Source organism: Cyanobium sp. Aljojuca 7A6, assembly GCF_024346455.1.
GTDB lineage: Bacteria > Cyanobacteriota > Cyanobacteriia > PCC-6307 > Cyanobiaceae > Cyanobium.
Genome location: NZ_JAGQCY010000001.1, coordinates 212,708 through 234,282, shown reverse-complemented (window position 1 = coordinate 234,282; position 21,575 = coordinate 212,708). Strand labels below are relative to the sequence as shown.

The following is a 21,575-nucleotide window of genomic DNA, read 5'->3' as shown; positions in this document are numbered from 1 at the left end:
GGTTTGCGTGATCCCCCGACAGCCGAGATCCGATCTGAGCAGGCTGTTCCCTTACGAGTGATCCGCCGGTGCGCCGGCTTCCCCTTGTTCTTCCTATGACCACCACACTCACGTCTCCCTCAAGCACCACCGCCAACCCCCGTGAAGATGGTGAGGGCAGCCTGCAGGTGCATCAGGACACGTCGATGAACATCGAAGAGGGGGCGCTGGTGATCGCCGTCTACGGCAAGGGCGGCATCGGCAAATCCACCACCTCCTCCAATCTCTCCGCTGCCTTTTCCAAGCTGGGCAAACGGGTGTTGCAGATCGGTTGTGACCCCAAGCACGATTCCACCTTCACCCTCACCAAGAAAATGGTGCCGACGGTGATCGACATCCTCGAGACCGTCGATTTTCACACCGAGGAGCTGCGGCCCGAGGACTTCGTCTTCGAGGGCTACAACGGCGTGATGTGCGTCGAGTCCGGCGGCCCTCCGGCCGGCACAGGCTGCGGTGGCTACGTCACCGGTCAGACGGTCAAGCTGCTCAAGGAGCATCACCTGCTGGAAGACACCGATGTGGTGATCTTCGATGTGCTCGGTGACGTGGTTTGCGGCGGCTTTGCAGCCCCACTCCAGCATGCGCACTACTGCCTGATCGTGACCGCTAACGATTTCGATTCGATTTTCGCCATGAATCGGATCATGCAGGCCATCAATGCCAAGGCCAAGAATTACAAGGTGCGCCTCGGCGGGGTGATTGCCAACCGCTCCGAGCAGACCGACGAGATCGACAAGTTCAACGAGCGCACCGGGCTCCGTACGATGGCCCACTTCAAGACCGTTGATGCGATTCGCAAATCACGGCTCAAGAAGTGCACCATCTTCGAGATGGAGAGCACACCGGAAGTGGACGCCGTGCAGGAGGAATACCTGAGCCTGGCCCGCAAGATGCTCACCGACGTGGAGCCGCTGGAGGCCGTGTCCCTCAAGGATCGGGAGATCTTCGACCTGCTGGGCTTCGACTGATCCCCTCGGGGGGTCAGATTTCTGCCGTGGCCCGCTCCACCAGCCGACGGGCCACGGCCTGCACGCCCGTGTGCTGGTAGGTGTCGGTGAAGGAATCGAGGAAGGTGGCCATCTGCTGGAAGCTCCCCTGCCAGGGGCCGAGGGTGCTCTCCAGGGCCTGCACGGCCTTCTGGCCGCTGAGACCCAGCTGGCTGCTGAAGCCTCCAGCCCAGCCCAGCCACTGGTCCATGCCCCGGCGCAGGAAGGTCAGGTGGGCCTCATCGCCACGCCCCGGCAGCCTGGAGGCCAGGCCGGCATAGGCAGGCAGCTGGTGCAGGTCCCGCTTGCCAACCCCTCCCAGCAGGCCATCCAGCCGTTGCAGGGCCTGATCGCCCAGGGGCAGCAGGGCATCGAAACAGATCAACGCGGCCATTCGTACCCGGGCCTCACCGGCGTACTCGGCCAAGGCGGCGGCAAAGTCGCCGAAGCTGTCCCCCGGGAGGCCGTTCACCTGGGTGAAGGCCAGCATCTCGGCGGCCACCTTCAAACTCAGATCCGCCGCCTGCAGCGTTTCACTGCTGGGGGTGAGGTCGGCGACGCGCTTCACCAACGGCAAGGCGCCACCGATGTTGGCCAGCAGCCGCAGCCCACCGGCGGCTTTCTGGGACCGGTTGACGGCGTCGTACAAGCTCAGGGCTCGGCCATAGCCTTCGTGGCGCGCCCGGCTCAAGGCGTCAGCGCGCGCGCGCACCTGGCGGATCAGCTCTGGATCGGTGCTGCCCAGCACGTCGCCGATGAGCTCGTCGGCACGGGTGATGTTCTTCCATCCGCCGGGCACCAGGGTGCTGAGGCCCTTGATGGCGAGCACCGTCAGGTTGCGTCGGGGCAGGCGGTCGAGGCGCTCGAGAACGGAACTCACGCGGCGGGCTCCAGGGCCGCCAGTCCCTTGAGATTGAACTGGCCGATCAGCTCCTGACGTTCGTCGGCCTCCAGCCCATCGCCCTGGCCGATCACCTTGATCTGGAATCGGTCGGCGACCAGCAGGGCCGTGGCCTGCGGACCCTGCTCCACCAGCGGCCAGCCCTGCAGCCGGCTCTGGCTGGCCTCAAACTTGCGGCGTGCTTCCGGAGCGGTGGTGACATCGGAGATGGCGAGCAGGGCTTTCACCTGATCGCCGTGCTTGAGCCTGGCCTCACTGAAGCCACGTTTTTCCTGGGTGAACACCAGTAGGTCGCCAGCTTCCGGCTCGGGGAACAGACGGTTGAAGGCCGTGCCGTTCACCACCTGGCTGGTGGGAACATCCGCCACGGTGCCGCCGGGCAACCAGGTGCGGAAGGGCAGAAGCAGGAACGCACCGACGGCCAGGCTGACGAGCAGCAGCAGCCCAACTCCCCAGCGCAGCGTGCGGTTCATCGCCTCAGGCCAGCCCCACGAGCTGCAGGGAAAGGTCCCACATCCGTTGCGCGGTGACCGGGTTGCTCGCCTTCTCCGAGAGTTCCTGGCTGAACTGCTTGCCCCCCTTCGTCTGGCGGTTCCCCCAGCTCCAGTGCACGCCAGAACTGGCGAAGTCTGGATCCGCCGTCACCTGCGCCACCCGCTCCCCGGCCAGGGCCTGGCTCACGTAGCCGCCGGTGATGTTCTTCTGGAACCAGGGAAAGATGGTCTGGAAGGCCTGCGGGGTGTGCCGGAACAGGGGGGTGTCAGCCACGCAGCCCGGGTACAGGGAGGTGAACACGATTCCGGTGCTGCCGTGCAGCCGGCGGTGCAGTTCCTGGGTCGTGATCATGTTGCACAGCTTGCTGTCCTTGTAGGCCTTACCGGGCTTGAAGCTCTTGCCGCTGGCCATGGCGATGTGGGCCTTGAAGCCGGCGGCGAAACCGGAGAGATCGCCCAGGTCGGCGGGGGCGGGGATGGGGATCTTGCCCCCCAGCTCCTTGGAGTTGGCGGTGACGGTGCCCAGGATCACCAGCCGGCGCGAGGGGTGGCTGGACCGCTTGAGGTCGTCCAGCAGCAGGTGGATCAGCAGGAAATGGCCGAAATGATTGGTGGCCATCGAGATCTCGTAGCCCTGGGGAGAGCGTTCCGGATGCTTCAGCCGGGGGAGGTAAACCGCCGCGTTGCAGACCAGGGCATCCAGGGGGCGACCGGTGGCGTGGAAGGCGTCGACCAAGGCACGCACGCTGTCGAAATCCGCCAGGTCCACCTTCAGGTGCGTGACCGCGGCCTCAGCCATCGCCAGGGCCGCCTGGGCCCGGCGGGCCTTGTCGGTGTCCCTGCAGGCCATCACCACGTGCCAGCCGCGATCCACCAGGGCTTTGGCGGCGAACAGACCGACTCCGGAGGAAGCGCCGGTGATCAGGGCCGTTCCCGGAACGCCGCGGCTGGCAGGAGATAGGGCGGTGTCACCGGATGGGGTCACCATGGCGGGGATGGTCCGGGCGCGAAGGGAGCCCCAACCTACGGACGGGCGGACTGGTTTCCGGAACCGGGCGCGGGGGATTCAACAGTTGGAAACGGACGCTTCGACTGCCAGATCACCCGCAGCCGGTTCGGGGCGATCCACTGGCTCTGCTCCCGGATCAGGCGCTGCTCTCCCTCCACCATGAACAGGGCGTCGAAACGCTCCCTGGCCTTGACCAGCTTGGCGTTCTCAAGCTCCAGAACGGCCGAGATCTCCCCTTGGCTTTCCATGCGCTGCTGGTAAGCGCCGGCGAGTTGGAACAGGCTGACGCCCGTGAGGGCCACCAGCCCCAGCTTGACGGCCAGGCCAATGAGGCTGCACATCAGCTCCTGCCGTTCGGCGGAGAGGGAGAGCAGCTGGCTCTCCAGCCCGTACCCCCCGGCTTCGGCAGGGGAACGGGGGGGCAACGGGCCGACCGGTCGGTCCGGGGCCGCCTGCAGGGTCGAGGAGCGCCGCGACCGGCCCGTGGAGCGGTTTGCAGCCGAAGACTGGCGCCGGGGAGGCTGGGGCTGGGTCTGGCGCACCTGAGGAAAGGCTGCGAGCCCTTCGCTTGTAGCAGCCTCTCCGCCCCTTGCCAAGGGCGCAGCCCCTGCAGCTTCAGGCTTTGTACAGGCTGAAGCAGAGACGCACGGCCAGCACGCCGGCATGGGCCGCCACGACGAGGGCAATCAGCACTTCGGCCTGGTTGATCGGGGTGACCATATCCGTGACGGTGAATGGAGTTTGACCGACCCATTCTTCGGTCATCGCGAGCTACGGTCCAGCCTGCGGCCCTGCCCTGTCACAGCTCTTGATGGCGCTTCACCCTTGCTCCGAGCCCCTGAAGGTCAGCGCCGATCAGGTGCGTGGGCTGGATCTCTCCCCCCTGGCGGGCCTGGCGTCGCTGGCACCAGCCGAGCTGCTCACCGCCGCCAGCGGACTTCAGATCGACTTCGACTGGCCCCGGGAAGCCGCAGACCCCCGCGAACTCTCGGAGATTGCCGAGCTGCGGCTGTGGAGTCTGCGGGCCGACGCGCTCCATCCCTGGCTGCCCCTGGCGCTGGAGCGCAGCGGGGGCCAGCTCACCCGCCATGTGGCGATGCTGCTCCCCCATGGCTTCAGCCCCACCGAGGGGATCCGCTTCGCGCCTGAGAGCCTGGAGCTCTGGATCACCCAGCGCCTGTTCCTCCTCGACGACTGGGCCGCTGCCGGGGGGATCGAGTGCCGCGCCAACCTGGGACAGATGGCCGCTGTCCTCGGTTACGAGCTCGACCCCGGTTTCTGGAGCGTGATCCCCTGAGCTTCGATCCACAGGCCCACGGCGCGGCGGCCGCTGTCCAGCGCCAGCACCAGGGTGATGGCCCGCAGCATCCAGACCAGCCGTTCCTCCGGGACCCGCTCGAGCCGGCTGGCGGACCACTGGGCCGCCACGGCCGCGGTACCTCCCAGCACCAGAGCCACCAGCGGATTCGCCCGTCCATCGGCCAGGAAGGCCACCGAGGCGCTGCAGGAGGAGGCCAGCACGGCCAGCGTGCTGTAACGAATCGCCCCATGGACGGGCATCCCCAGCCCCCCCACCAGCACCGGCACCATCACCAGGCCGCCACCCACCCCCAACAGGCCGGCCGCCACCCCCGCCAGCGCCCCCACCAGGCAGAGGGCGAGGGGATGGGGTTCCCGTTCGTGCGCCGGGGACGGCTGGCTGCGCGGCCGGACCAGCCCCGTGAGCAGGGCATAGAGCAGCGCCTGCAGGCTCAGCAGCTGCCAGCCGGCCAGGCCCTGGCCCAGGCGGCTGAACAGCCCGGCGCTGAGGGCGGCCCCGCCGGCGATCGCCACGCCTCCCGGCCAGGTGAGCCTGCCGCTGCGGACATGGGCGATCGTGCCCCCGAGCGTGGTGGGCACGATCGCCAGCGTGCTGGTGGCCAGGGCCTGGTGGGGTGTCAGGCCCAGCAGCAACAGCAGCGGGGAGAAGATCAGCCCACCGCCGATGCCCAGCAACCCGGAGAGCAGGCCGGCCACCAGTCCCAGGGGCAGCAGTGGCAGCAGACTCCAGATCAGGGTCGTTGCCATGGGCCGGGCGAGCAGAAGTCATGACAGCGCAGGCCGCTCCATCCGTCCAGCCGGCGGCGCCGGTTCGCTGGATCCAGTCCTGTCGCCTCGGCGGAACCTGGCAGATGGCCATCGATGCCTGGCTGCTGGAAGGCCAGGTGGCGGCGGCGAACCCTGCATCCCAGGTGGTTCCGGCGCCGGCCTTCCGTCTGTATCGCTGGTCGCGGCCGACCCTCTCCCTGGGTTGGCACCAGCGCCGGCTGGAGCCCCACTGGTGTGATCTGGCCCGGCAGGGGCGCCTTGATCTGGTGCGACGGCCCAGTGGCGGCCGGGCCGTCCTCCATGGTGGCGATCTCACCTATGCCCTGGTGTGGCCCCGGCCGCAGGGAACACGCTCTGCGGTCTACGGCCGAGCCCTCGTCTGGCTCGTTGAAGCGTTCGCGGCCATGGGCCAGCCGCTGCTGTGCGGCAGCCAGGCGGCCAGCCTGCAACGCAGCAGCTGCTTCGCCACCAGCACCGTCGCCGACCTGGTGCAGGCCAATGGCGCCAAGCGGGTGGGCAGTGCCCAGCTCTGGCGTGGCGGCCATCTGCTGCAGCACGGATCGATCCAGCTGGATCCCTGCCCCAGCCTCTGGCGGGAGGTGTTCAGCGGCGATCCCCCGGAGCTCGATCCCCTGCCGCTGGCCGGGGAGGACCTGGAGCAGCACCTGTACCGCTCGGCGGCGCGCTGGTTGCCCCTGCTGGCTGAGCGGGGCCATGGCGGCGGCGATCACGACACTCCACCGCCACGGGTCCTGCCCCTCGGGTCCGCGGCCCTGGCCGCGATCGCACCGGTCCTGGGACGTTATCGGCCGACACTGTCCGTCAGCAGGGACACCTCCCCGGAACTGACCATGCCGCGGGCCACCTGACCCAGGGCCATGCCGAGGGGATAGCCGTTCTCACGCCGGGCGGCGGTGAGCAGATTGGCGGGGAGCCGCAGGCCCAGCTTCTTCAGCACCGCATCTCCCAGTTCGGGCCGCTCCACGGTGCCGCAGGGGAGTCCGGCCGGACTCAGTACCAGCAGCCGCTGGTGGTCGCCGTCTTCGAGCTGGAGGGCGGCCTGCCAAAGCGGGGCCGATTCGGGGATGGAGGGCAGGCTGGAGAGGGGCTGCAGATGATCGCCCACCCGTTCCCTGTCCCAGCACTGAACGGGCAGGGCCTGGAGGGGGGCGTCGTCGATGACACCCTGCCAGCGGCCCCTGTCGCAGACGAGCAGCCACTCCGCTGGGCCATTGACGTCCTTGTCGGAGGGGGCAGCGCCTTCCCCGGCCTCTGCGATCGGCGGGGCGGTGCCGAGGCGCATCCGGCTCAGCTCCCGCAGGCTGGTGTCGGCCTCCATCACCCGGAAGCGGCGCTGGGCCACATCCTTGACCTTGAGATCCTTGAGGGCCTGCTGGACGACCAGCATCTGCTTCTGGTTGCGGGCCGCCCCCAGGCCGAACCAACCCAGCAGAATCAGCCAGGCCCCGCCGATGCCGCCACCCCGCAGCAGCAGCACCGTGCCCATCCCCACGGCGAACAGGGACAGGAAGCGGCCGCAGGTATTGGCGACCTCCACGCCCCGCCTTTGGCTGCCGGAGAATTCCCAGACGAGGGCCTTGACGATCAGCCCCCCATCCAGGGGCAGCCCGGGCAGCAGGTTGAACAGACCCAGGATCAGGTTGAGGGCGCCGAGCCGTTCCACCATCTGGCCCAGGACCGGGGTGAGGTGGGTGGCGGCATGGCTGGAGGCCAGCAGGCCGATGCCCAGCGCCAGGCTCACCGCCGGACCCGCCGCCGCCACCATCAGGGCACCGCGGGCAGTGGAGCACTCCCGCTCCACACTGGCCACCCCCCCCAGCAGGAAGAGGGTGATGGATTTCACCTTCACGCCCTGGCGCAGGGCCACCAGGGAATGGCCCAGCTCGTGCAGGAGTACGGAGACGAACAGGGCCAGGGAGGTGACCAGGGCCACGGCCCATAGCGCCGGCGGGGCGAGCTGGCCGCGGAGGCTGATGGCGTACTGCTGCTGGAAGCCCAGGGTGGCCAGCAGCAGGATCACAAACCAGCTCGGGTGGATGCGCAGGGGAATGCCGCGGATCGTCAGCAATTGCCAGCCTTCACCCACGGGCACCATCCGGGCAGAGATCCGGCCAGAGCCGGGGTTTTCGACGTCATCCTAGAAAGGCAGCCCCGACGAGCTGTTTCTGGTTTCCTCGCCGCTGCTGAAGATCTGTGGGCTCAGGGAGCCGGCCCAGGCCACCGCCATCGCGGCCCTGGGGGTCGATGCGATCGGCGTCATTGCGGTTCCCAGCTCGCCCCGCTTTGTGCCTGCGGCGCAACGGCCCGATCTGTTCGCGGCCATGGCCGGCGGTGGCGGCGACTGCTTCGGCGTGCTGGTGGTGGCCGATCCCACCGACGACCGGCTGGAGGAGCTCGGCGTGGGCCGGGGCCATGCGGTGCTCCAGCTGCATGGAAACGAAAGCGTGGAGCGCTGCCGTGAGCTGGCCCAGCGGCTGGATGTCCGGCTCTGGAAGGCCCTGCGGGTTCGCTCCCCCGAGGATCTGGCGGCGGCGGCCGCCTATGCCGGCGTTGTGGAGGCCCTGTTGCTCGATGCCTGGCAGCCCGGCCAGCTGGGGGGGACCGGGCACCGGATCCCCACCGCCTGGCTGGAGGAATTCCGCCCGGCCACACCCTGGTGGCTGGCTGGTGGCGTCGGCCCCGAGATGGTGGCCGAGTTGCTGGCCAGGCTCCGCCCCGATGGTCTTGATGCCTCCAGCTCCGTGGAGGATCGCCCCGGCGTCAAGAACCTGGCGCGGGTCGCGGCCCTGGTGGCGGCAGTGCGTGAATCCGCCACCGGTTGATTGGCGTTTGGCGCTGCCGGGTCCAGGATCGGTGCAGTCCGATTTCTGAGCTCCCTTTGTCCTTCCTCCGTCGCACCCTCAGCCTTCGTGCTGCCCTGCCCCTGGGCCTGCTGCTGCTGATGGGGCCAGGGACCGGCCTCAAAGCCCAGGATCTGGTGGGTTGTCAGCTGGTGCAGGGGACGCTGCAATGTGTGCCGGGGATCACGGCCGATCCCCAGCAGCAGATCCAGTTGCTGCGCCAGGAGATCGCCGGGGATCAGCAGATCGAGGGGGCGGTGGAGCAGCGGATCGCCGGGCTCAACCAGCTGCTGCTGCAGGGGGAAGCCAGGCAGGGAGCCCTGCTGCAAGCCACGGCCACGTCTGAGGTGTTGGCCGCCTTGCCTCCCAGCGCCTTTCACTGGTATCGGCTGGCCCCTGGCCGGCGCCATTGGCAGCTGATCGAGGGGGCCAGCGGTCCCACCTATGCCCTGACGCCGGCCGATGTGGCCTATCAGGTGATGGTGGTCGTGGCCGTGCCCACCTCAAGCGGCAGCCAGCGCAGTGTGTCCCAGGTGGTGGGGCCGGTCATGGCCCGACCCGGATCCTGAGCCTCCAGCAGCGGCTCAGTTGCCGAGCAGTGACTCCTGCTGACGCACGAGTTCAAAGAACTCCTGCTTGAGGCTGGGGTCGTGGCGGAAATCACCCCGCACGACGGAGTTCACCATGCTGGTCTGGGGTTCCTTCACGCCGCGCCACTTCATGCAGTAGTGCTGGGCTTTGACAAGGATCGCCAGGCCGAGGGGCTCACACAGCCGTTCGATCTCGTCAGCGAGGATGATCACGGCCTCTTCCTGGATATGGGGCCGTGAGAAGACCCAGTCGGCGACCCGGGAGAATTTCGACAGACCGATCACCCGTTCGCCGGGTTTGATCCCGATCCAGCAGTTGCCCAGGATCGGCACCAGATGGTGGGAACAGGCGGAGCGGATGGAGATGGGACCAACGGTATAGATCTCATCGAGCTGCTTCACGTTGGGGAAGCTGGCGATCTTGGGTTGCTCGTGGTAGCGCCCCTTGAACACCTCGTGCAGATACATCTTGGCCACCCGCTCTGCAGTTTCCGCAGTGTTGTGGTCGTTCTCGATATCGATCACCAGGCTACGCAGCAGTTCCCTCACCTTGCCGGCGACTTCAATCTCCAGCTGGTCGAGTTCTCCTTCGCGCAGGTGCTCGGAAATGTTGTCGTTGGCCAGAAACGGCACACCTTCCTTCTGCAGTCGCTCGCGGATCCGCAGGCTGACAGGAATGGGGGTCGTGACGGGAGCGGCCTGACGGGCGCTGAGGCCGTTGGGAAGGGTGGATGTCATAGGGGGGATTAGAAGGCTCCGGCGGCTGGCATCAGGGTGAGGTCCTCAACCGTCTGGCTGTTGGGTTGCCGCGCAAGGTAAAGCAGGGATTCAGCCACCTGCTCCGCTGAAAGCATGGCACGTCGGTCGAAGGAACTGTGGACGGTTTCACTGTCCCAGAGAGGTGTATTCACCGCCCCCAGGGTGAGGGTGCTCACCGCGATGCCGGCGGCGCGTTCCTCTGCCTCCAGGCAGCGGCTGAACGACGCCAGGGCGGCCTTGCTGACGCAGTAGGCCCCCCAGTCCGGGAAGGCATTCCTGGCGGCATGGCTGCTGACGTTGATGATCCTGCCGCCACCGGCCTGGCGCAGGCCGGGCAGCACCGCCAGGCAGACCTGGAAGACGCTGGTGAGGTTGAGCTGCAGCAGCCATTGCCAGCGCTCGAGGGGCATGGCCGCCAGGGAGCCGGTCCAGGCGGCACCGGCGTTGTTGATCACCACCGAAGGGACCAGCCCCCGCCCGAGCAGCTCGGCCATCGCGCCAGGGATGGCCTCCGCCTGGGCCAGGTCGAGGGACTGGGTTTCGACACGGCGACCCAGCCCCCGCAGCTCCTCGGCCAGGCCATCAAGGTCGGCAGGGGTGCGGGCCACCAGCAGGAGGTCGTAGCCCTCGGCGGCGAAGCGGCGGGCGGCGGCGGCGCCGATGCCGCGGGAGGCACCGGTGATCAGGGCGGTGGGCAACGGGCGCAGTGGCAGGGAATCAACCCTACGGCGCGTGGGCGGGATCCGTCGCCGCCCCCTCCAGAACCTGGCCCATGCGCCGGAACTTGGCGTAGCGGGCCTCCACCAGGGCGGATTCGCTGCAGGTCTGCAGCGCATCGAGCTGGTCCAGCAGGGCCGTGCGAAGTGTCTCGGCGGCCTGCATCGGCGCCCAATGGTTGCCCCCGGAGGGTTCCTTCAGCAGGACATCCACCAGCCCCAGCTGCAGAAGATCGGCAGCGGTGATGCGCAGGGCCTCGGCGGCGGCGGGGGCCTTGGCCGCATCACGCCAGAGAATCGAGGCACAGGCCTCGGGGCTGGCCACGGTGTAAACGCTGTGCTCGAACATCATCAGCCGGTCGGCCACGCCGATACCGAGGGCGCCGCCGGAGCCCCCCTCACCGATCACCACGGCGATGATGGGCACCCGCAGCCGGAACATCTCGCGCAGGTTGACCGCGATCGCCTCGCCCTGCCCCTCCTCTTCGGCCTTGACCCCCGCGTAGGCCCCGGGGGTGTCGATGAAGCTGAGGATCGGCAGACGGAAGCGGTCGGCATGGTCCATCAGGCGCATCGCCTTTCGGTAGCCGCCGGGCGAGGCCATGCCGAAGTTGCGCGCCACGTTCTCCTTCATGTCCCGGCCCTTCTGGTGGCCGAGCAGCATCACGGCCCGGTCGCCGATGCGACCGACGCCGCCCACCAGGGCGCGGTCGTCGTTGCCACGGCGGTCGCCGTGCAGCTCGATCCACTCGTCGGTGATCACCTGGATGTAGTCGAGGGTGCTGGGCCGCTGGGGGTGGCGGGCCACCTGGATTTTCTGGGCTGGGCTGAGGGAGCTGAAAATCTCCTCGCGGCGCCGGGTGGCGAGGGTTTCCAGCTGCAGCAGCTGCTGGCTCACATCAACCTCGGAATCCCGGGCCAGCTGGCGGATCTGCTCGATCTGCTCCTCCAGCTCCACCAGTGGTTTTTCGAAGTCCAGCAGGACGCGGCGGGCCATGGTCGGGAAAGCAGGGATCAGGTGGAGGAGAAGCTGGGGACCGGTGCCGGATGTTCCAGGCCAAGGGCCTGGAAACCGTGGCGAAGCGAGGCGGCGCCGATCAGATCCATCTTCTCGAGGGTGATGTTGTTGCGGCCCCAGCTGAAGTTGGTGCGCAGGCCTTCGAACTCCAGCAGCATCGCTTCGGCGAAGCAGGCGAACATCTGGCGCTGGGGATTGGCCATCTCCGCCGCCTCCATCATCTGCCAGCCGATGTCGGAGCCGAATTCAACGATGCCGCCCTTGAGCACGTGGATGCCTTCGCCGGCGGCCTTGGTGTCCAGATTCTTGGGGTAACCGCCGTCGATCATCAGGCAGGGACGGCGCAGCCGGCCCGGATCGATGCTGCTGGCCTGGGCCAGGCTGGCGACCCAGACCACCACGTCCGCCTCGGCCATGGCGTCCTCCAGCGAAAGGATGCGGCCCCCGCCCAGCTCCTGCTGCAGATCGGCCAGCGGCTGGGGACGGCGGGCCACCAGCAGCAGTTCCTGGACGCCGGTGCGCTGGGAGAGCCAACGGCAGACGGCACTGCCGATGTCGCCGGTGGCGCCCACCACGGCCACCTTGGCCCGACGCAGGTCAATGCCCAGCTGTGGGGCGTTGGCTTCCACCTGGCGGCAGATCACCCAGGCGGTGTGGGTGTTGCCGGTGGTGAAGCGCTGCCAGTCCAGGGTGGTGGCACGGACCTGCTGTTCCCTCAGCAGCTTGAAATCCTCAAAAATGATCGAGGTGAAGCCACCCAGGGCGGTGATGTCGATGCCGTTCTTCTGGGCCAGCTCCATGGCATTGAGAACCTTGCGCTTGGCCGTCTTGAAGCGGCTCAACATCTCCGGAACGAACACCGAGTCGATGTAGGCCCCTTCGATGCACTGGCCCGTGGGGCTGGTGACGCTGATCCTCTCCACCAACTGGGGCGGGGCGCTGCACCACATGTCCAGATCCCCGTCGGCGTACTCCTCGAAACCGAGGCTTCGCGCCAGGTTGCGCGCCGACTCGAAGCTGGTGGAATGACCGATCAGGCCGAACATGCAGGGAGGAGAAAGCGGCGGCAGGGCAGGGCCCGATGTCGCCGACGCTACATCCTCCCCCGGTGAGCCCGAGCGGTCAGCTCAGCCCAGCAGCGCTGCAGCGGCCATGCGGGCAATCTCCCGAGGGGTGAAGCCGATGTCGGTGAGGGCGTCCTGATAGGCGATAAGGAAATCCTCGATCAGGTCTTCCTTTTCCATGTGAAGCACCGCAGCATCGGCGGCGACCCGATCCAGCATGCGGCGCACGTGGGGGAGGTTGTCGCGGTTGGCCTGCTCGAGCTCGGCGCGGGACTCTTCAAGGTGGGCCTTGAGCCATTCCTGACCGTAGTTGAGGTGGGTGTACTCGTCCTTGACGACTCCTTCGGTGATCTTGCGGGCGAAAGGATCGGCCACAGGGATGTAGATGTGATAAGCCGAAATGGCGAAGGCTTCAATCAGCAGGGCCTGGATCAGCAGGCAGGTGACCACCTTCCCGTCCTTGAGGGCCGCCTGGAAGTTGTTGCGCAGGGGGGAGAAGAATTCCTGGGCGAAGGGCATGTCGGCGGTGACGCCGAGGTTGTTGGCGCAGGCGGTGAAACCCTTCATGTGCTTCAGCTCCATGCGCGCCAGGCGGCCCAGCTCCTCGGCCTGGTCAGGAAGCAGCGTCCCCAGGGACATGTAGTTGTCGTGGGCTTCCTGCTCGCCTTCGATCACGATCGCGTTGATGCGGCTGTAGGCGTCCTTGTAGGCGGCGGTGGTGAAGTCGGGAAGTTCGCTCCCCTCAAGCGGGCCCAGGGCGGAATCGACGGACGTGGTGGTTTCCAGGGTGGGCATGGGGACCGCAGGCTCAGTCAATCCGACAACTTTAGTCATGGCCTGCCGGAAGTCGGTGGCCAATCGCTACGCACCAGAGCGTCCAGGCGCCGCTCCCAGCTGTCCACCAGACGCAGGAAGAGTTTGCGGCCGAGGTCCTCGCTGGCGCCAGCGGGATCACCGATGACCCCACTGACGCTCAGTTCCTCCGTGCGCCAGGAACAGGGGCAGGCCCCTTCCAGGCTCCAGCCGCTGGGGGGAGGCGGGTTGGGGGCAAGCCCGTCGGCGGCGGGAAGGGCTCCGGCGGTGGCCGGCTCGAGAAACAGCATCAGGCTGGTCTCCGCCAGGCCGGCATGGAGCCCGGTGCTGCGTTCGGGGTCGGGAATCAGTTCCGCCAGGCCATCGGCGCCGCGCCAGAGGAAGCAGGGCAGGACCGCCAGGCCGGGTTCCAGCACCCGCAACTCCCGCGCCGCCGCCTCCAGCAGACCGATCTGGCCGCCATGGGCGTTGAACAGCACCAGCCGCTGGAAGCCCGCTGCCGCGATCCCCCTGCCCACGGAGCGCACCAGCGCGATCATCAGATCGGCGGGAAGGCTGAGGGTTCCTGGGAAGCCCAGGTGCTCCGGGGAGAAGCCGATGCTCTGCAGCGGCAGCCGCCAGATCGGCAGGTCGGGGTCAAGCCGCTCCAGCACGGCCTCGGCCACCCGCTCGGCAAACAGGGCATCGGTGCCCAGGGGCAGCAGGGGTCCGTGTTGCTCGATGGCGCCGAAGGGCCAGACCACCGTGCTTCCCGGGCGGGTGGCCTGTTCAGGCACCGCTGTCCAACTGAGGCTGGCGAGGCGACGCTCGCTGCAGGGGGGCATCGGCGGGGTGAGGACGGGCCTCAACGGGTGATTCGTACAGTATGGAGCCCCGTGCTTCGCTGGAGACCTCCATGGCAGGAACCGGCAACCCCGCGCCGCGTCAGCCCCGGAACCCCGCCCAGCGCCCGATGCCGCCGGCGAGGCCTTCCGGGTCGGCCCCGGCGCCGCTGCGCAAGCCCCCCCAGGTGCTGATGATCAAGAAGGAGGAGGAGGTGGTGGCTGAAGCCCCCCTGGCTCCATCCCCGTCGAGCCCGGCCGCAGCGCCGTTGCGCCCGCCGTCGTCGCCCCCGGCGGACGAGGACCGCTTCAGCATGGACGCCCTCGAGGGCCTCACCATGGCCGACCTGCTGGGCCCGGCGACCGATCGCCGCGGCAGTTCGGCCTCCCGTGGATCTGCCACCGCCACTGCCACCGCCACTGCCACCAACGCCGGCGCAGAGGCCGCCCCTGCGCCGGCCTCCCGCCAGGCCCGCACCGTGGACGACTTCGATTTCGATGAGGAAGCCTTCCTCGCCGCCCTCGATGAGAACGCTCCGGTCGGCACCACCGGTGAGGTGGTCAAGGGGGTGGTGATCGGCATGGAGAGCGACGGTGTCTATGTCGACATCGGCGGCAAGGCCCCCGGTTTCATGCCCAAGAGCGAGTGCGGCCTCGGGGTGATCACGAACCTCAAGGAGCGCTTCCCCAAGGGGTTGCCGATCGAGGTGCTCGTCACCCGTGAGCAGAACGCCGATGGGATGGTGACCATCAGCGCCCGTGCCCTCGCCCTGCGCCACAGCTGGGAGAAGGTGCGCCAGCTGGAGAAAGAGGGCAAGGTGGTGCAGGTCAAGGTGAGCGGCTTCAACCGTGGTGGCGTCACCTGCGATCTGGAGGGGCTGCGCGGCTTCATTCCCCGCTCCCAGCTCAACGAGGGTGAGAACCACGAAGCCCTCGTCGGCCAGACCCTGGGGGTGGCCTTCCTGGAGGTCAACGCCGAGACCCGCAAGCTGGTGCTCTCCGAAAAGCGGGCCGCCAGCGCCGCCCGCTTCGCCACCCTGGAGGTGGGGCAGCTGGTCGAAGGCCATGTGGCCTCGATCAAGCCCTACGGCTACTTCGTCGATCTGGGCGGCGTCAGCGGCCTGTTGCACCACTCCTGCATCACCGGCGGCGTCCTGCGCGACCTGCGGGAGGCCTTCCAGCAGGGGGAGGCCATCAAGGCCCTGGTCACCGCCATCGACCCCGCCCGGGGTCGCATCGCCCTCAACACCGCCTTGCTCGAAGGCCCCGCCGGAGAACTGTTGATCGCCAAGGAGACCGTGATGGCCGAGGCCGAGGACCGGGCCCACCGAGCCCGCTCGCTGCTGCGCCAGCAGGAACAGGACGCAGGATGAGCGGAGCGTTACTGGCGCCCGGCCCTGACTGGGAACTCGACTACTACTCCAGGCCAATCCTGGAGGCCGATGGCAAGAAGCGCTGGGAACTGCTGATCTGCACCACGGCGGGACTGCAGCCGGCGCCTGAGCCCTTCCGCTGGTGCATGGCGTGCCCGGCCGCCAGCGTCAATTCCCAGTGGTTGCGCGAGGCGATCGAAGCGGCCATCAAGGACGCTGCGGAGCAGGGCTTCGGCCCGCCGCGGCGGTTGCGTTGCTGGCGCGGCTCGATGCGCGCCATGGTGCAGCGGGCCGCCGAGGGTCTTGGCCTGGAGCTGGTGCCGAGCCGGCGCTGCTACGGCCTGGTGGAGTGGCTGCGGGAGCGCCAGACCACCGTCTACCCCCAGGAGCCGGGCTACATGGCCGGTCCCCTGGCCCCACCCCCGCAACCGATTCCGCCGGTGGCCCTGCCCCTGCCGGAGGCGGCCCGGGGCGACAGCTGGAGCTGGGCCACCCTCAATGCCGCGACCCTGGCAGAAGCCGGGAGCTGGGAGATCGCCTTCCCCGGCCTGGTGGCCCTGCCCGACGGCGTGGATCCCGCCACCCCGGTCCCCGGGATCCGGCTGTTCAGCAGCCGGCGGGCCCTGGCCATCGCCGGCTGGCTGTCCGGCCTGGAGCCGACGCGGTTGGAAGTCTGCGCCGGTCAATTGGTGCTGGAGGCCGGCCTGGAGGACCGCTGGATCCTCGCCCGCCTGCCGGAGGAAGAAGCGCAGCTGGCCAGCGTGGCCCTGGCGGAGGCCCGGGAGCGGGCCGGCGGTCTGCAGTTCATCGCCATCCAGGCGAGCGAGGAGGCTCCGGCCCTGGAAGGGTTCTGGTTGTTGCGGGATCAGCCGGATGGCTGAGGCGCTCGACCCCCCCTTCGAGCGGCCCGATGCGGGCTTCAATGACCTGCCCGGTTGGACCTGGGTGGGCACCTACGGCGGCCATTACCTCCAGTGTGACCTGCTGGCCGGCTTCGAGCACGGCTTCTTCACCCGCCAGTGGCAGGGCCGCCAGCCAGAGGAGCTGGCTGGGGAAATCAGTGCCGGCGTGGGTGTGCATCGCACCCGCCAGGTGCATGGCGGCACCGTTCTCGCCGCCGGGGACGCCGAGCGGGCCCCCTGGCCGGAGGCCGATGGACTGCGCAGCGATGGCGGCGGCCAGAGCCTCTGGGTGTGCGGCGCCGACTGCACCCCGGTGTTGATCGTTGATCGCGCCGGCGGCCGGGTGGCGGCCTGCCACGCCGGCTGGCGTGGGGTCGCGGGCCGGATCGTGCCGGCAGCGATCGAGGCGTTGGTGGCGGACGGGGCCCACCGGGATCAGCTGCGGGTGGCCCTCGGACCAGCCGTGGACGGCATCCGCTACCAGGTGGAGCGCTCCGTCACCCTGCAGGTGGCCGCGGCCATGGTGGCGGGCAGCGGCGACCCGGTGCCCGACGGCGCCCTGGCGGATCTCGAACGCTGCGGTGCCCTGCTGCTGGATCCGGCACCCGGCCGGGATCGGCTGGACATCCGCCGGGCCACGGCGCTGCAGCTGGAGCGGGACGGTCTGGCGCCGGAGCAGATCGCCCTCTGCCCGCTTTGCACGGTGGCCGAACCGCTGCTGTTCCATTCCTGGCGCCGCGACGGGGTCAAGGCTGTGCAGTGGAGTGGGGTGGTGTCCCAGGGGGCGGCGTCGCACAGAGGCTGAGGGCCACGGCTTCCGCCACCTTGATGCCGTCGATTGCCGCCGAGAGGATGCCGCCCGCATGGCCTCCCCCTTCCCCCGCCGGGAACAGCCCCGGGGTGTTCAGGCTTTCGAGCCGCGTTGGATGACGCTGCAATCGCAGGGGTGAGGAGGTGCGGGTCTCGACGCCGGTGAGCAGGGCGCCGTCCATCGCATAACCCGGGATGCGGCGGGCGAACACCGGCAGCGCTTCCCGGATCGCCTCGAGCACGTAGTCCGGCAGGCAGCCATCGAGGCTGCCGAAGCGGAGGCCGGGTTGGTACGACCCCTCCACCGCCCCCGGGGGCGCCTCCTGGCTGGGGCGACGGGCCAGGAAATCGCCCAGCCACTGGGCCGGTGCCCGATAGTCGCCGCCGCCGGCGCGGAAGGCCTGCTGTTCCCAGTGGCGCTGGAAGGCCATCCCGGCCAGGGCCTCTCCCCCAGGCTGGCCATAGGGCGCCAGATCCGCCTGGCCCACGGGCACGACCAGACCGCTGTTGGCATTGCGTTCCTGGCGGGAATGCTGGCTCATGCCATTGGTGACGACACAGCCTTCCTCCGAGGTGGCTCCCACCACCAGGCCGCCCGGACACATGCAGAAGCTGTAGACGCTGCGGCCGGCTGAGGCTTCCCCTTGGCAGTGGTGTACCAGCTTGTACTCCGCGGGGCCGAGCCGCGGGTGGCCGGCGGCCTCCCCCCAACGCGCCTGGTCGACCAGGGCCTGGGGATGCTCAATTCGCACCCCGACGGCAAAGGGCTTCGGCTCCATGGCCACCTCCAACGCGTGCAGCATCAGGAAGGTGTCGCGGGCGCTGTGGCCCGGCGCCAGCACCAGATGCCGGGTGGCGACGGCCGTGCCGTCGGCCAGGCGGACACCGGCCAGCTGTCGGTCGGTCCCCGGCTCCAGGAGCAGCTCCACCACGTGCTGGCCGAAGCGGACTTCACCGCCCAGGGCCTCGATCCGGGCCCGCAGCCCCCGCACCACCGTGGCCAGCTTGAAGGTTCCGATGTGGGGGTGGTGCAGGGTGAGGATGTCGGGGTCGGCCCCGGCCGCCACCAGCTCTTCGAGCACTTTGCGGATGTAGGCGGGCTCTTCACTCACCTGGCTGTAGAGCTTGCCGTCGGAGAAGGTCCCCGCGCCCCCCTCACCGAACTGGGCATTGGAGCCGGGATCGAAGCGGCGGCGGCCTTGCCAGAAGCCGAAGGTGTCTGCGGTGCGCTCTTTTACCACCTTGCCCCGCTCCAGCAGCAGGGGCCGCCAACCCATCTGGGCCAGCAGCAGGGCGGCGAAATAACCGCAGGGGCCGGCGCCCACCACCACCGGTCGCAGCGCCGGGCTCGTCCCCATGGCCCGGGCCACGGGGCGGTAGCGGCTGTCCGGGGTTGGTCGCAGATGGGGATCGCCGGCGAAGCGGCGCAGCAGGCGGCGCCGGGCGCCGCCCTCCAGTGCGAGGTCGAGGCAGTACACCAGGGAAATGGCCCCGCGCCGGCGGGCATCGACGCTGCGTTTCACCAGCTGGTGGCTGCGCAGTTCACCGGGCGCCAGCCCCAGCCGCTTGATGATGGCCGCCTCCAGATCGGCGGCGCTGTGATCGAGCGGCAACTTCAGCTCGCTGAGGCGCAGCACGGCCGGCGGAGGCATGGGTCTGTTGGCGTTCTAGGGCACGACGCCGCGGAAGGTGCCATGGTGGAAGTTGATCGAGGTTGGAGCCGGAGTTCTGATGGGTCTGGCTCACTGTCCCCTCTGCATGGGTCTGGCGGCGCTCTGCGTGGTGCGCTGCAGCGCCCACGGCCTGCTGCTCTGGCGCCTCTGGGCCCCACCCATGGGTGCCCCCTCAGTCGGGCTGCGTCAGGCTTCCTGCTGAGGCCGCAGCGTCCAGCTCGGCCTCCATGGCGGCGATGGCAATGCGGGTCGTTACGACCGCATCGGGGTTGAGGCTGATCGAGTCGATCCCTTCCTCCACCAGGAAACGGGCGAAGTCGGGGTAGTCGCTGGGGGCCTGGCCGCAGATGCCGATCTTGCGGCCACAGCGCCGGGCCGTGCGGATCGCCAGGCGGATCATCTCCTTGACCGTGGGATGCCGCTCGTCGAACAGGTCCGCCACCAGGGCGGAGTCCCGATCCAGTCCCAGGGTCAGCTGGGTGAGGTCGTTGGAGCCGATCGAGAAGCCATCGAAGCGCTCGGCGAAGGCTTCAGCACCGATCACGTTGCTGGGCAGCTCGCACATCACGTACACCTCCAGCCCGTCCTTTCCACGCACCAGTCCTTCGGCGGCCATCACGGCCAGCACCCGGTCCCCCTCCTCGGGGGTACGGCAGAAGGGCACCATTGGGATCACGTTGCCCAGGCCCATCGACTCGCGCACCCGGCGCAGGGCCCGGCACTCCAAGGCGAAGGCGGCGCGGAAGGCCGGCGCGTAGTAGCGCGACGCCCCCCGCCAGCCGATCATCGGGTTCTCCTCGGCGGGCTCGAAGGCCGACCCCCCCAGCAGTCGGGCGTATTCGTTGCTCTTGAAGTCGGAGAAGCGCAGGATCACCGGCCGGGGATGGAAGGCGGCGGCGATCCGGGCCATGCCCTGGCTCAGCAGGTCCACGTAGTAATCGGCCGGGTCGTCGTAGCCCACGACCAGCTCGGCGATGGCGGCCCGATCGGCCGCCGCCGTCACCCGTTCGGGCTGCAGCAACGCCATCGGGTGGACCCGGATGTGGTTGGCGATGATGAACTCCAAACGGGCCAGCCCCACTCCGTCGCAGGGGATCGAGGCCAGGTTGAAGGCCTCCTCGGGATTGCCCACGTTCATCAGGATCCTGGTGCGGGTGTCGGGCAGGTCGTCGATGGCCTGCTCCTCCACCCGGAAGGGCAGGGCCCCGCGGTACACATGGCCCACATCCCCCTCGCAGCAGCTGAGGGTGACGGTGTCGCCGTCGCCGATGCGGCTGGTGCCGTCGCCCGTGCCGACGATCGCCGTCAGGCCCATCTCACGGGCGATGATCGCCGCGTGGCAGGTGCGGCCCCCCTGGTCGGTGACCACACCGCTGGCCTTCCTCAGGATCGGCTCCCAGTCGGGGTCGGTGCGACGGGTGACCAGCAGGTCGCCGCTGCTGAACCGGGCGATCTCGCTGGGATCGTTGATCACCCGGGCCCGGCCGCTGCTCACCGAGGCACCGATGGCCCGGCCGCTGGTGATCTCCTCAGCTTGGTGCGGCTCCAGGTGCCAGCTGCGCAGCACCGCTCCGCCCCGGCGGGATTCCACCGTCTCCGGCCGGGCCTGGAGGATGAACAGCGCCCCGCTGAGGCCGTCCTTGGCCCATTCGATGTCCATCGGGGTGGGCACTCCCCGGCGCTCGCTGTAGTGGCGCTCGATCACGCAGGCCCAGCGCGCCAGGGTGAGGGCCTCGCCATCGCTGAGGGCGAAGCGCCGGCTGTCGTCCGGGGACACCGCTTCGTTGCGCACCGCCCGGCCATCGCCGCCGCTGGGGTCGGCGTAGACCATGCGCAGTGCTTTGCTGCCCAGCTGTCGGCTGAGGATCGGGGCGAAACCCTGCTCCAGGGTGGGCTTGAAGATCAGCCATTCATCCGGGTTCACGGCGCCCTGCACCACGTTTTCCCCCAGCCCGTAGGCGGCGGTCAGCAGCACGGCGTCGCGGAAACCGGTTTCGGTGTCGATGCTGAACATCACCCCGGAGCTGGCCAGGTCGGAGCGCACCATGCGCTGCACCCCGATCGAAAGGGCCACCTCCAGGTGATCGAAGCCGTGCTGCTGCCGGTAGGCGATGGCCCGATCGGTGAACAGGGAGGCATAGCAACGCCGGCAGGCTGCCAGCAGGGCCGCTTCCCCCTCAACGTGCAGGTAGGTCTCCTGCTGCCCGGCGAAGCTCGCCTCCGGCAGGTCCTCGGCCGTGGCGCTGGAGCGCACCGCCACGGCGGCAGGGACGCCGCAGGCCGCCATCTCGCCGGCCAGCTCCCGGTAAGCCGTCACGATCGCCTCCTTCAGGGGCGGCGGCAGTTCGGCCCCGCCCAGGAGTTCCCTGGCCCCCTGGCCGGCCGCCTGCAGGGCCGCCAGGTCGTTGGTGTCGAGCCCGTGGAGCAGGGTGGCGAGGGCGGGCCTGAGCCCGTTGGCCGTGATGAACAGGCGGTAGGCGGCGGCCGTGGTGGCGAAGCCTCCCGGCACCTGGACGCCCACAGGCCCCAGCTGCTGGATCATCTCCCCGAGGGAGGCGTTCTTGCCCCCCACCTCGGCGATGGATTCCAGGCCGACCTGTGCCAGGGGCACCACGAGCTGATCGGAGTTCCGCATCCCCTTCGCCCTGACTACACCAA

At 69.0% G+C, this 21,575-nt stretch carries 23 protein-coding genes; 8 read left to right on the top strand and 15 right to left on the bottom strand.

The features are described from left to right. The first annotated feature begins 95 nt into the window (after positions 1-95). Positions 96-1,007, top strand: a complete 912-nt coding sequence (gene bchL / locus KBY95_RS01235) for a ferredoxin:protochlorophyllide reductase (ATP-dependent) iron-sulfur ATP-binding protein (protein WP_254962858.1) — start codon at positions 96-98, stop codon at positions 1,005-1,007. 13 nt (positions 1,008-1,020) lie between these two features. Here bchL and KBY95_RS01230 read toward each other — a convergent pair whose 3' ends face one another. From KBY95_RS01230 to psaM, 5 genes are all read right to left on the bottom strand, one after another. Beyond that, positions 1,021-1,905 carry a hypothetical protein gene (locus KBY95_RS01230; protein WP_254962857.1) on the bottom strand — a complete coding sequence of 295 codons (885 nt, stop codon included), beginning with the start codon at positions 1,903-1,905 and terminating at the stop codon, positions 1,021-1,023. Next, complete coding sequence (locus KBY95_RS01225) at positions 1,902-2,399, bottom strand: hypothetical protein (RefSeq protein ID WP_254962856.1); 498 nt, start codon at positions 2,397-2,399, stop codon at positions 1,902-1,904. The genes KBY95_RS01230 and KBY95_RS01225 overlap by 4 nt, the downstream gene beginning before the upstream one ends. A 4-nt stretch (positions 2,400-2,403) precedes the next feature. Beyond that, complete coding sequence (locus KBY95_RS01220) at positions 2,404-3,408, bottom strand: protochlorophyllide reductase (protein WP_254962855.1); 1,005 nt, start codon at positions 3,406-3,408, stop codon at positions 2,404-2,406. Positions 3,409-3,443: 35 nt separating this feature from the next. Further along, on the bottom strand, positions 3,444-3,971 hold the full coding sequence (locus KBY95_RS01215; protein ID WP_254962854.1) for a hypothetical protein: 528 nt from the start codon (positions 3,969-3,971) through the stop codon (positions 3,444-3,446). Positions 3,972-4,044: 73 nt separating this feature from the next. Further along, positions 4,045-4,149, bottom strand: coding sequence for a photosystem I reaction center subunit XII (psaM, locus tag KBY95_RS01210; protein WP_035828799.1), 105 nt, complete (start codon positions 4,147-4,149; stop codon positions 4,045-4,047). Positions 4,150-4,240: 91 nt separating this feature from the next. On the opposite strand from psaM, the gene KBY95_RS01205 reads away from it, so the two are divergent. Then, positions 4,241-4,726 carry a CRR6 family NdhI maturation factor gene (locus KBY95_RS01205; RefSeq protein WP_254962853.1) on the top strand — a complete coding sequence of 162 codons (486 nt, stop codon included), beginning with the start codon at positions 4,241-4,243 and terminating at the stop codon, positions 4,724-4,726. On the opposite strand, the gene KBY95_RS01200 is transcribed toward KBY95_RS01205, so the two are convergent. Continuing rightward, on the bottom strand, positions 4,687-5,496 hold the full coding sequence (locus KBY95_RS01200; RefSeq protein ID WP_254962852.1) for a sulfite exporter TauE/SafE family protein: 810 nt from the start codon (positions 5,494-5,496) through the stop codon (positions 4,687-4,689). The two genes, KBY95_RS01205 and KBY95_RS01200, sit on opposite strands and share 40 nt — an antisense overlap. Before the next feature lie 20 nt (positions 5,497-5,516). Between KBY95_RS01200 and KBY95_RS01195 the strand changes: the two genes are divergently transcribed. Then, the gene (locus KBY95_RS01195) at positions 5,517-6,386 is read left to right on the top strand and encodes a lipoyl protein ligase domain-containing protein (RefSeq protein ID WP_254962851.1); all 870 of its coding nucleotides are present in this window, start codon (positions 5,517-5,519) and stop codon (positions 6,384-6,386) included. Here the strand turns inward: KBY95_RS01195 and KBY95_RS01190 are convergent. Further along, positions 6,320-7,624 (bottom strand): site-2 protease family protein, encoded by a 1,305-nt coding sequence (locus tag KBY95_RS01190; protein ID WP_254962850.1) that lies wholly within the window; start codon positions 7,622-7,624, stop codon positions 6,320-6,322. The genes KBY95_RS01195 and KBY95_RS01190 overlap by 67 nt on opposite strands. 79 nt (positions 7,625-7,703) lie before the next feature. Between KBY95_RS01190 and KBY95_RS01185 the strand changes: the two genes are divergently transcribed. Both KBY95_RS01185 and KBY95_RS01180 read left to right on the top strand, forming a co-directional pair. Next, a complete protein-coding gene (locus KBY95_RS01185) occupies positions 7,704-8,360 on the top strand; it encodes a phosphoribosylanthranilate isomerase (protein WP_396094860.1) in 657 nt (218 codons plus the stop codon). A 56-nt stretch (positions 8,361-8,416) separates the two neighbouring features. Then, a complete protein-coding gene (locus tag KBY95_RS01180) occupies positions 8,417-8,947 on the top strand; it encodes a hypothetical protein (RefSeq protein WP_254962849.1) in 531 nt (176 codons plus the stop codon). 15 nt (positions 8,948-8,962) lie between these two features. Here the strand turns inward: KBY95_RS01180 and folE are convergent, their stop codons facing one another. From folE to KBY95_RS01150, 6 genes are all read right to left on the bottom strand, one after another. Beyond that, positions 8,963-9,706: a GTP cyclohydrolase I gene (gene folE, locus KBY95_RS01175; protein ID WP_254962848.1), complete on the bottom strand. Its 744-nt coding sequence runs from the start codon at positions 9,704-9,706 to the stop codon at positions 8,963-8,965. A gap of 8 nt (positions 9,707-9,714) precedes the next feature. Continuing rightward, entirely contained in the window at positions 9,715-10,425 is a 711-nt protein-coding gene (locus KBY95_RS01170) for an SDR family oxidoreductase (RefSeq protein ID WP_254962847.1), read from the bottom strand. 25 nt (positions 10,426-10,450) lie between these two features. Continuing rightward, entirely contained in the window at positions 10,451-11,440 is a 990-nt protein-coding gene (locus KBY95_RS01165) for an acetyl-CoA carboxylase carboxyltransferase subunit alpha (protein ID WP_254962846.1), read from the bottom strand. Positions 11,441-11,457: 17 nt separating this feature from the next. Beyond that, positions 11,458-12,507, bottom strand: coding sequence for a long-chain acyl-[acyl-carrier-protein] reductase (locus KBY95_RS01160; protein WP_254962845.1), 1,050 nt, complete (start codon positions 12,505-12,507; stop codon positions 11,458-11,460). 81 nt (positions 12,508-12,588) lie between these two features. Next, a complete protein-coding gene (locus tag KBY95_RS01155) occupies positions 12,589-13,320 on the bottom strand; it encodes an aldehyde oxygenase (deformylating) (protein WP_254950332.1) in 732 nt (243 codons plus the stop codon). A gap of 35 nt (positions 13,321-13,355) precedes the next feature. After that, entirely contained in the window at positions 13,356-14,162 is an 807-nt protein-coding gene (locus tag KBY95_RS01150; protein WP_254962963.1) for a creatininase family protein, read from the bottom strand. A gap of 71 nt (positions 14,163-14,233) precedes the next feature. On the opposite strand from KBY95_RS01150, the gene KBY95_RS01145 reads away from it, so the two are divergent. The 3 genes from KBY95_RS01145 to KBY95_RS01135 are packed head-to-tail and all read left to right on the top strand — an operon-like array spanning position 14,234 to position 17,239. Further along, positions 14,234-15,532: a S1 RNA-binding domain-containing protein gene (locus tag KBY95_RS01145; RefSeq protein ID WP_254962844.1), complete on the top strand. Its 1,299-nt coding sequence runs from the start codon at positions 14,234-14,236 to the stop codon at positions 15,530-15,532. Beyond that, positions 15,529-16,413, top strand: coding sequence for a Tab2/Atab2 family RNA-binding protein (locus tag KBY95_RS01140; protein ID WP_254962843.1), 885 nt, complete (start codon positions 15,529-15,531; stop codon positions 16,411-16,413). Before KBY95_RS01145 ends, KBY95_RS01140 begins: the two co-directional genes overlap by 4 nt. Further along, the gene (locus KBY95_RS01135; RefSeq protein WP_254962842.1) at positions 16,406-17,239 is read left to right on the top strand and encodes a polyphenol oxidase family protein; all 834 of its coding nucleotides are present in this window, start codon (positions 16,406-16,408) and stop codon (positions 17,237-17,239) included. Before KBY95_RS01140 ends, KBY95_RS01135 begins: the two co-directional genes overlap by 8 nt. On the opposite strand, the gene KBY95_RS01130 is transcribed toward KBY95_RS01135, so the two are convergent. Next, positions 17,181-18,881 carry an NAD(P)/FAD-dependent oxidoreductase gene (locus KBY95_RS01130; RefSeq protein ID WP_254962962.1) on the bottom strand — a complete coding sequence of 567 codons (1,701 nt, stop codon included), beginning with the start codon at positions 18,879-18,881 and terminating at the stop codon, positions 17,181-17,183. The two genes, KBY95_RS01135 and KBY95_RS01130, sit on opposite strands and share 59 nt — an antisense overlap. 208 nt (positions 18,882-19,089) lie before the next feature. Beyond that, positions 19,090-21,552: a phosphoenolpyruvate synthase gene (gene ppsA, locus KBY95_RS01125; protein WP_254962841.1), complete on the bottom strand. Its 2,463-nt coding sequence runs from the start codon at positions 21,550-21,552 to the stop codon at positions 19,090-19,092. Between the last annotated feature and the right edge of the window lie 23 nt (positions 21,553-21,575).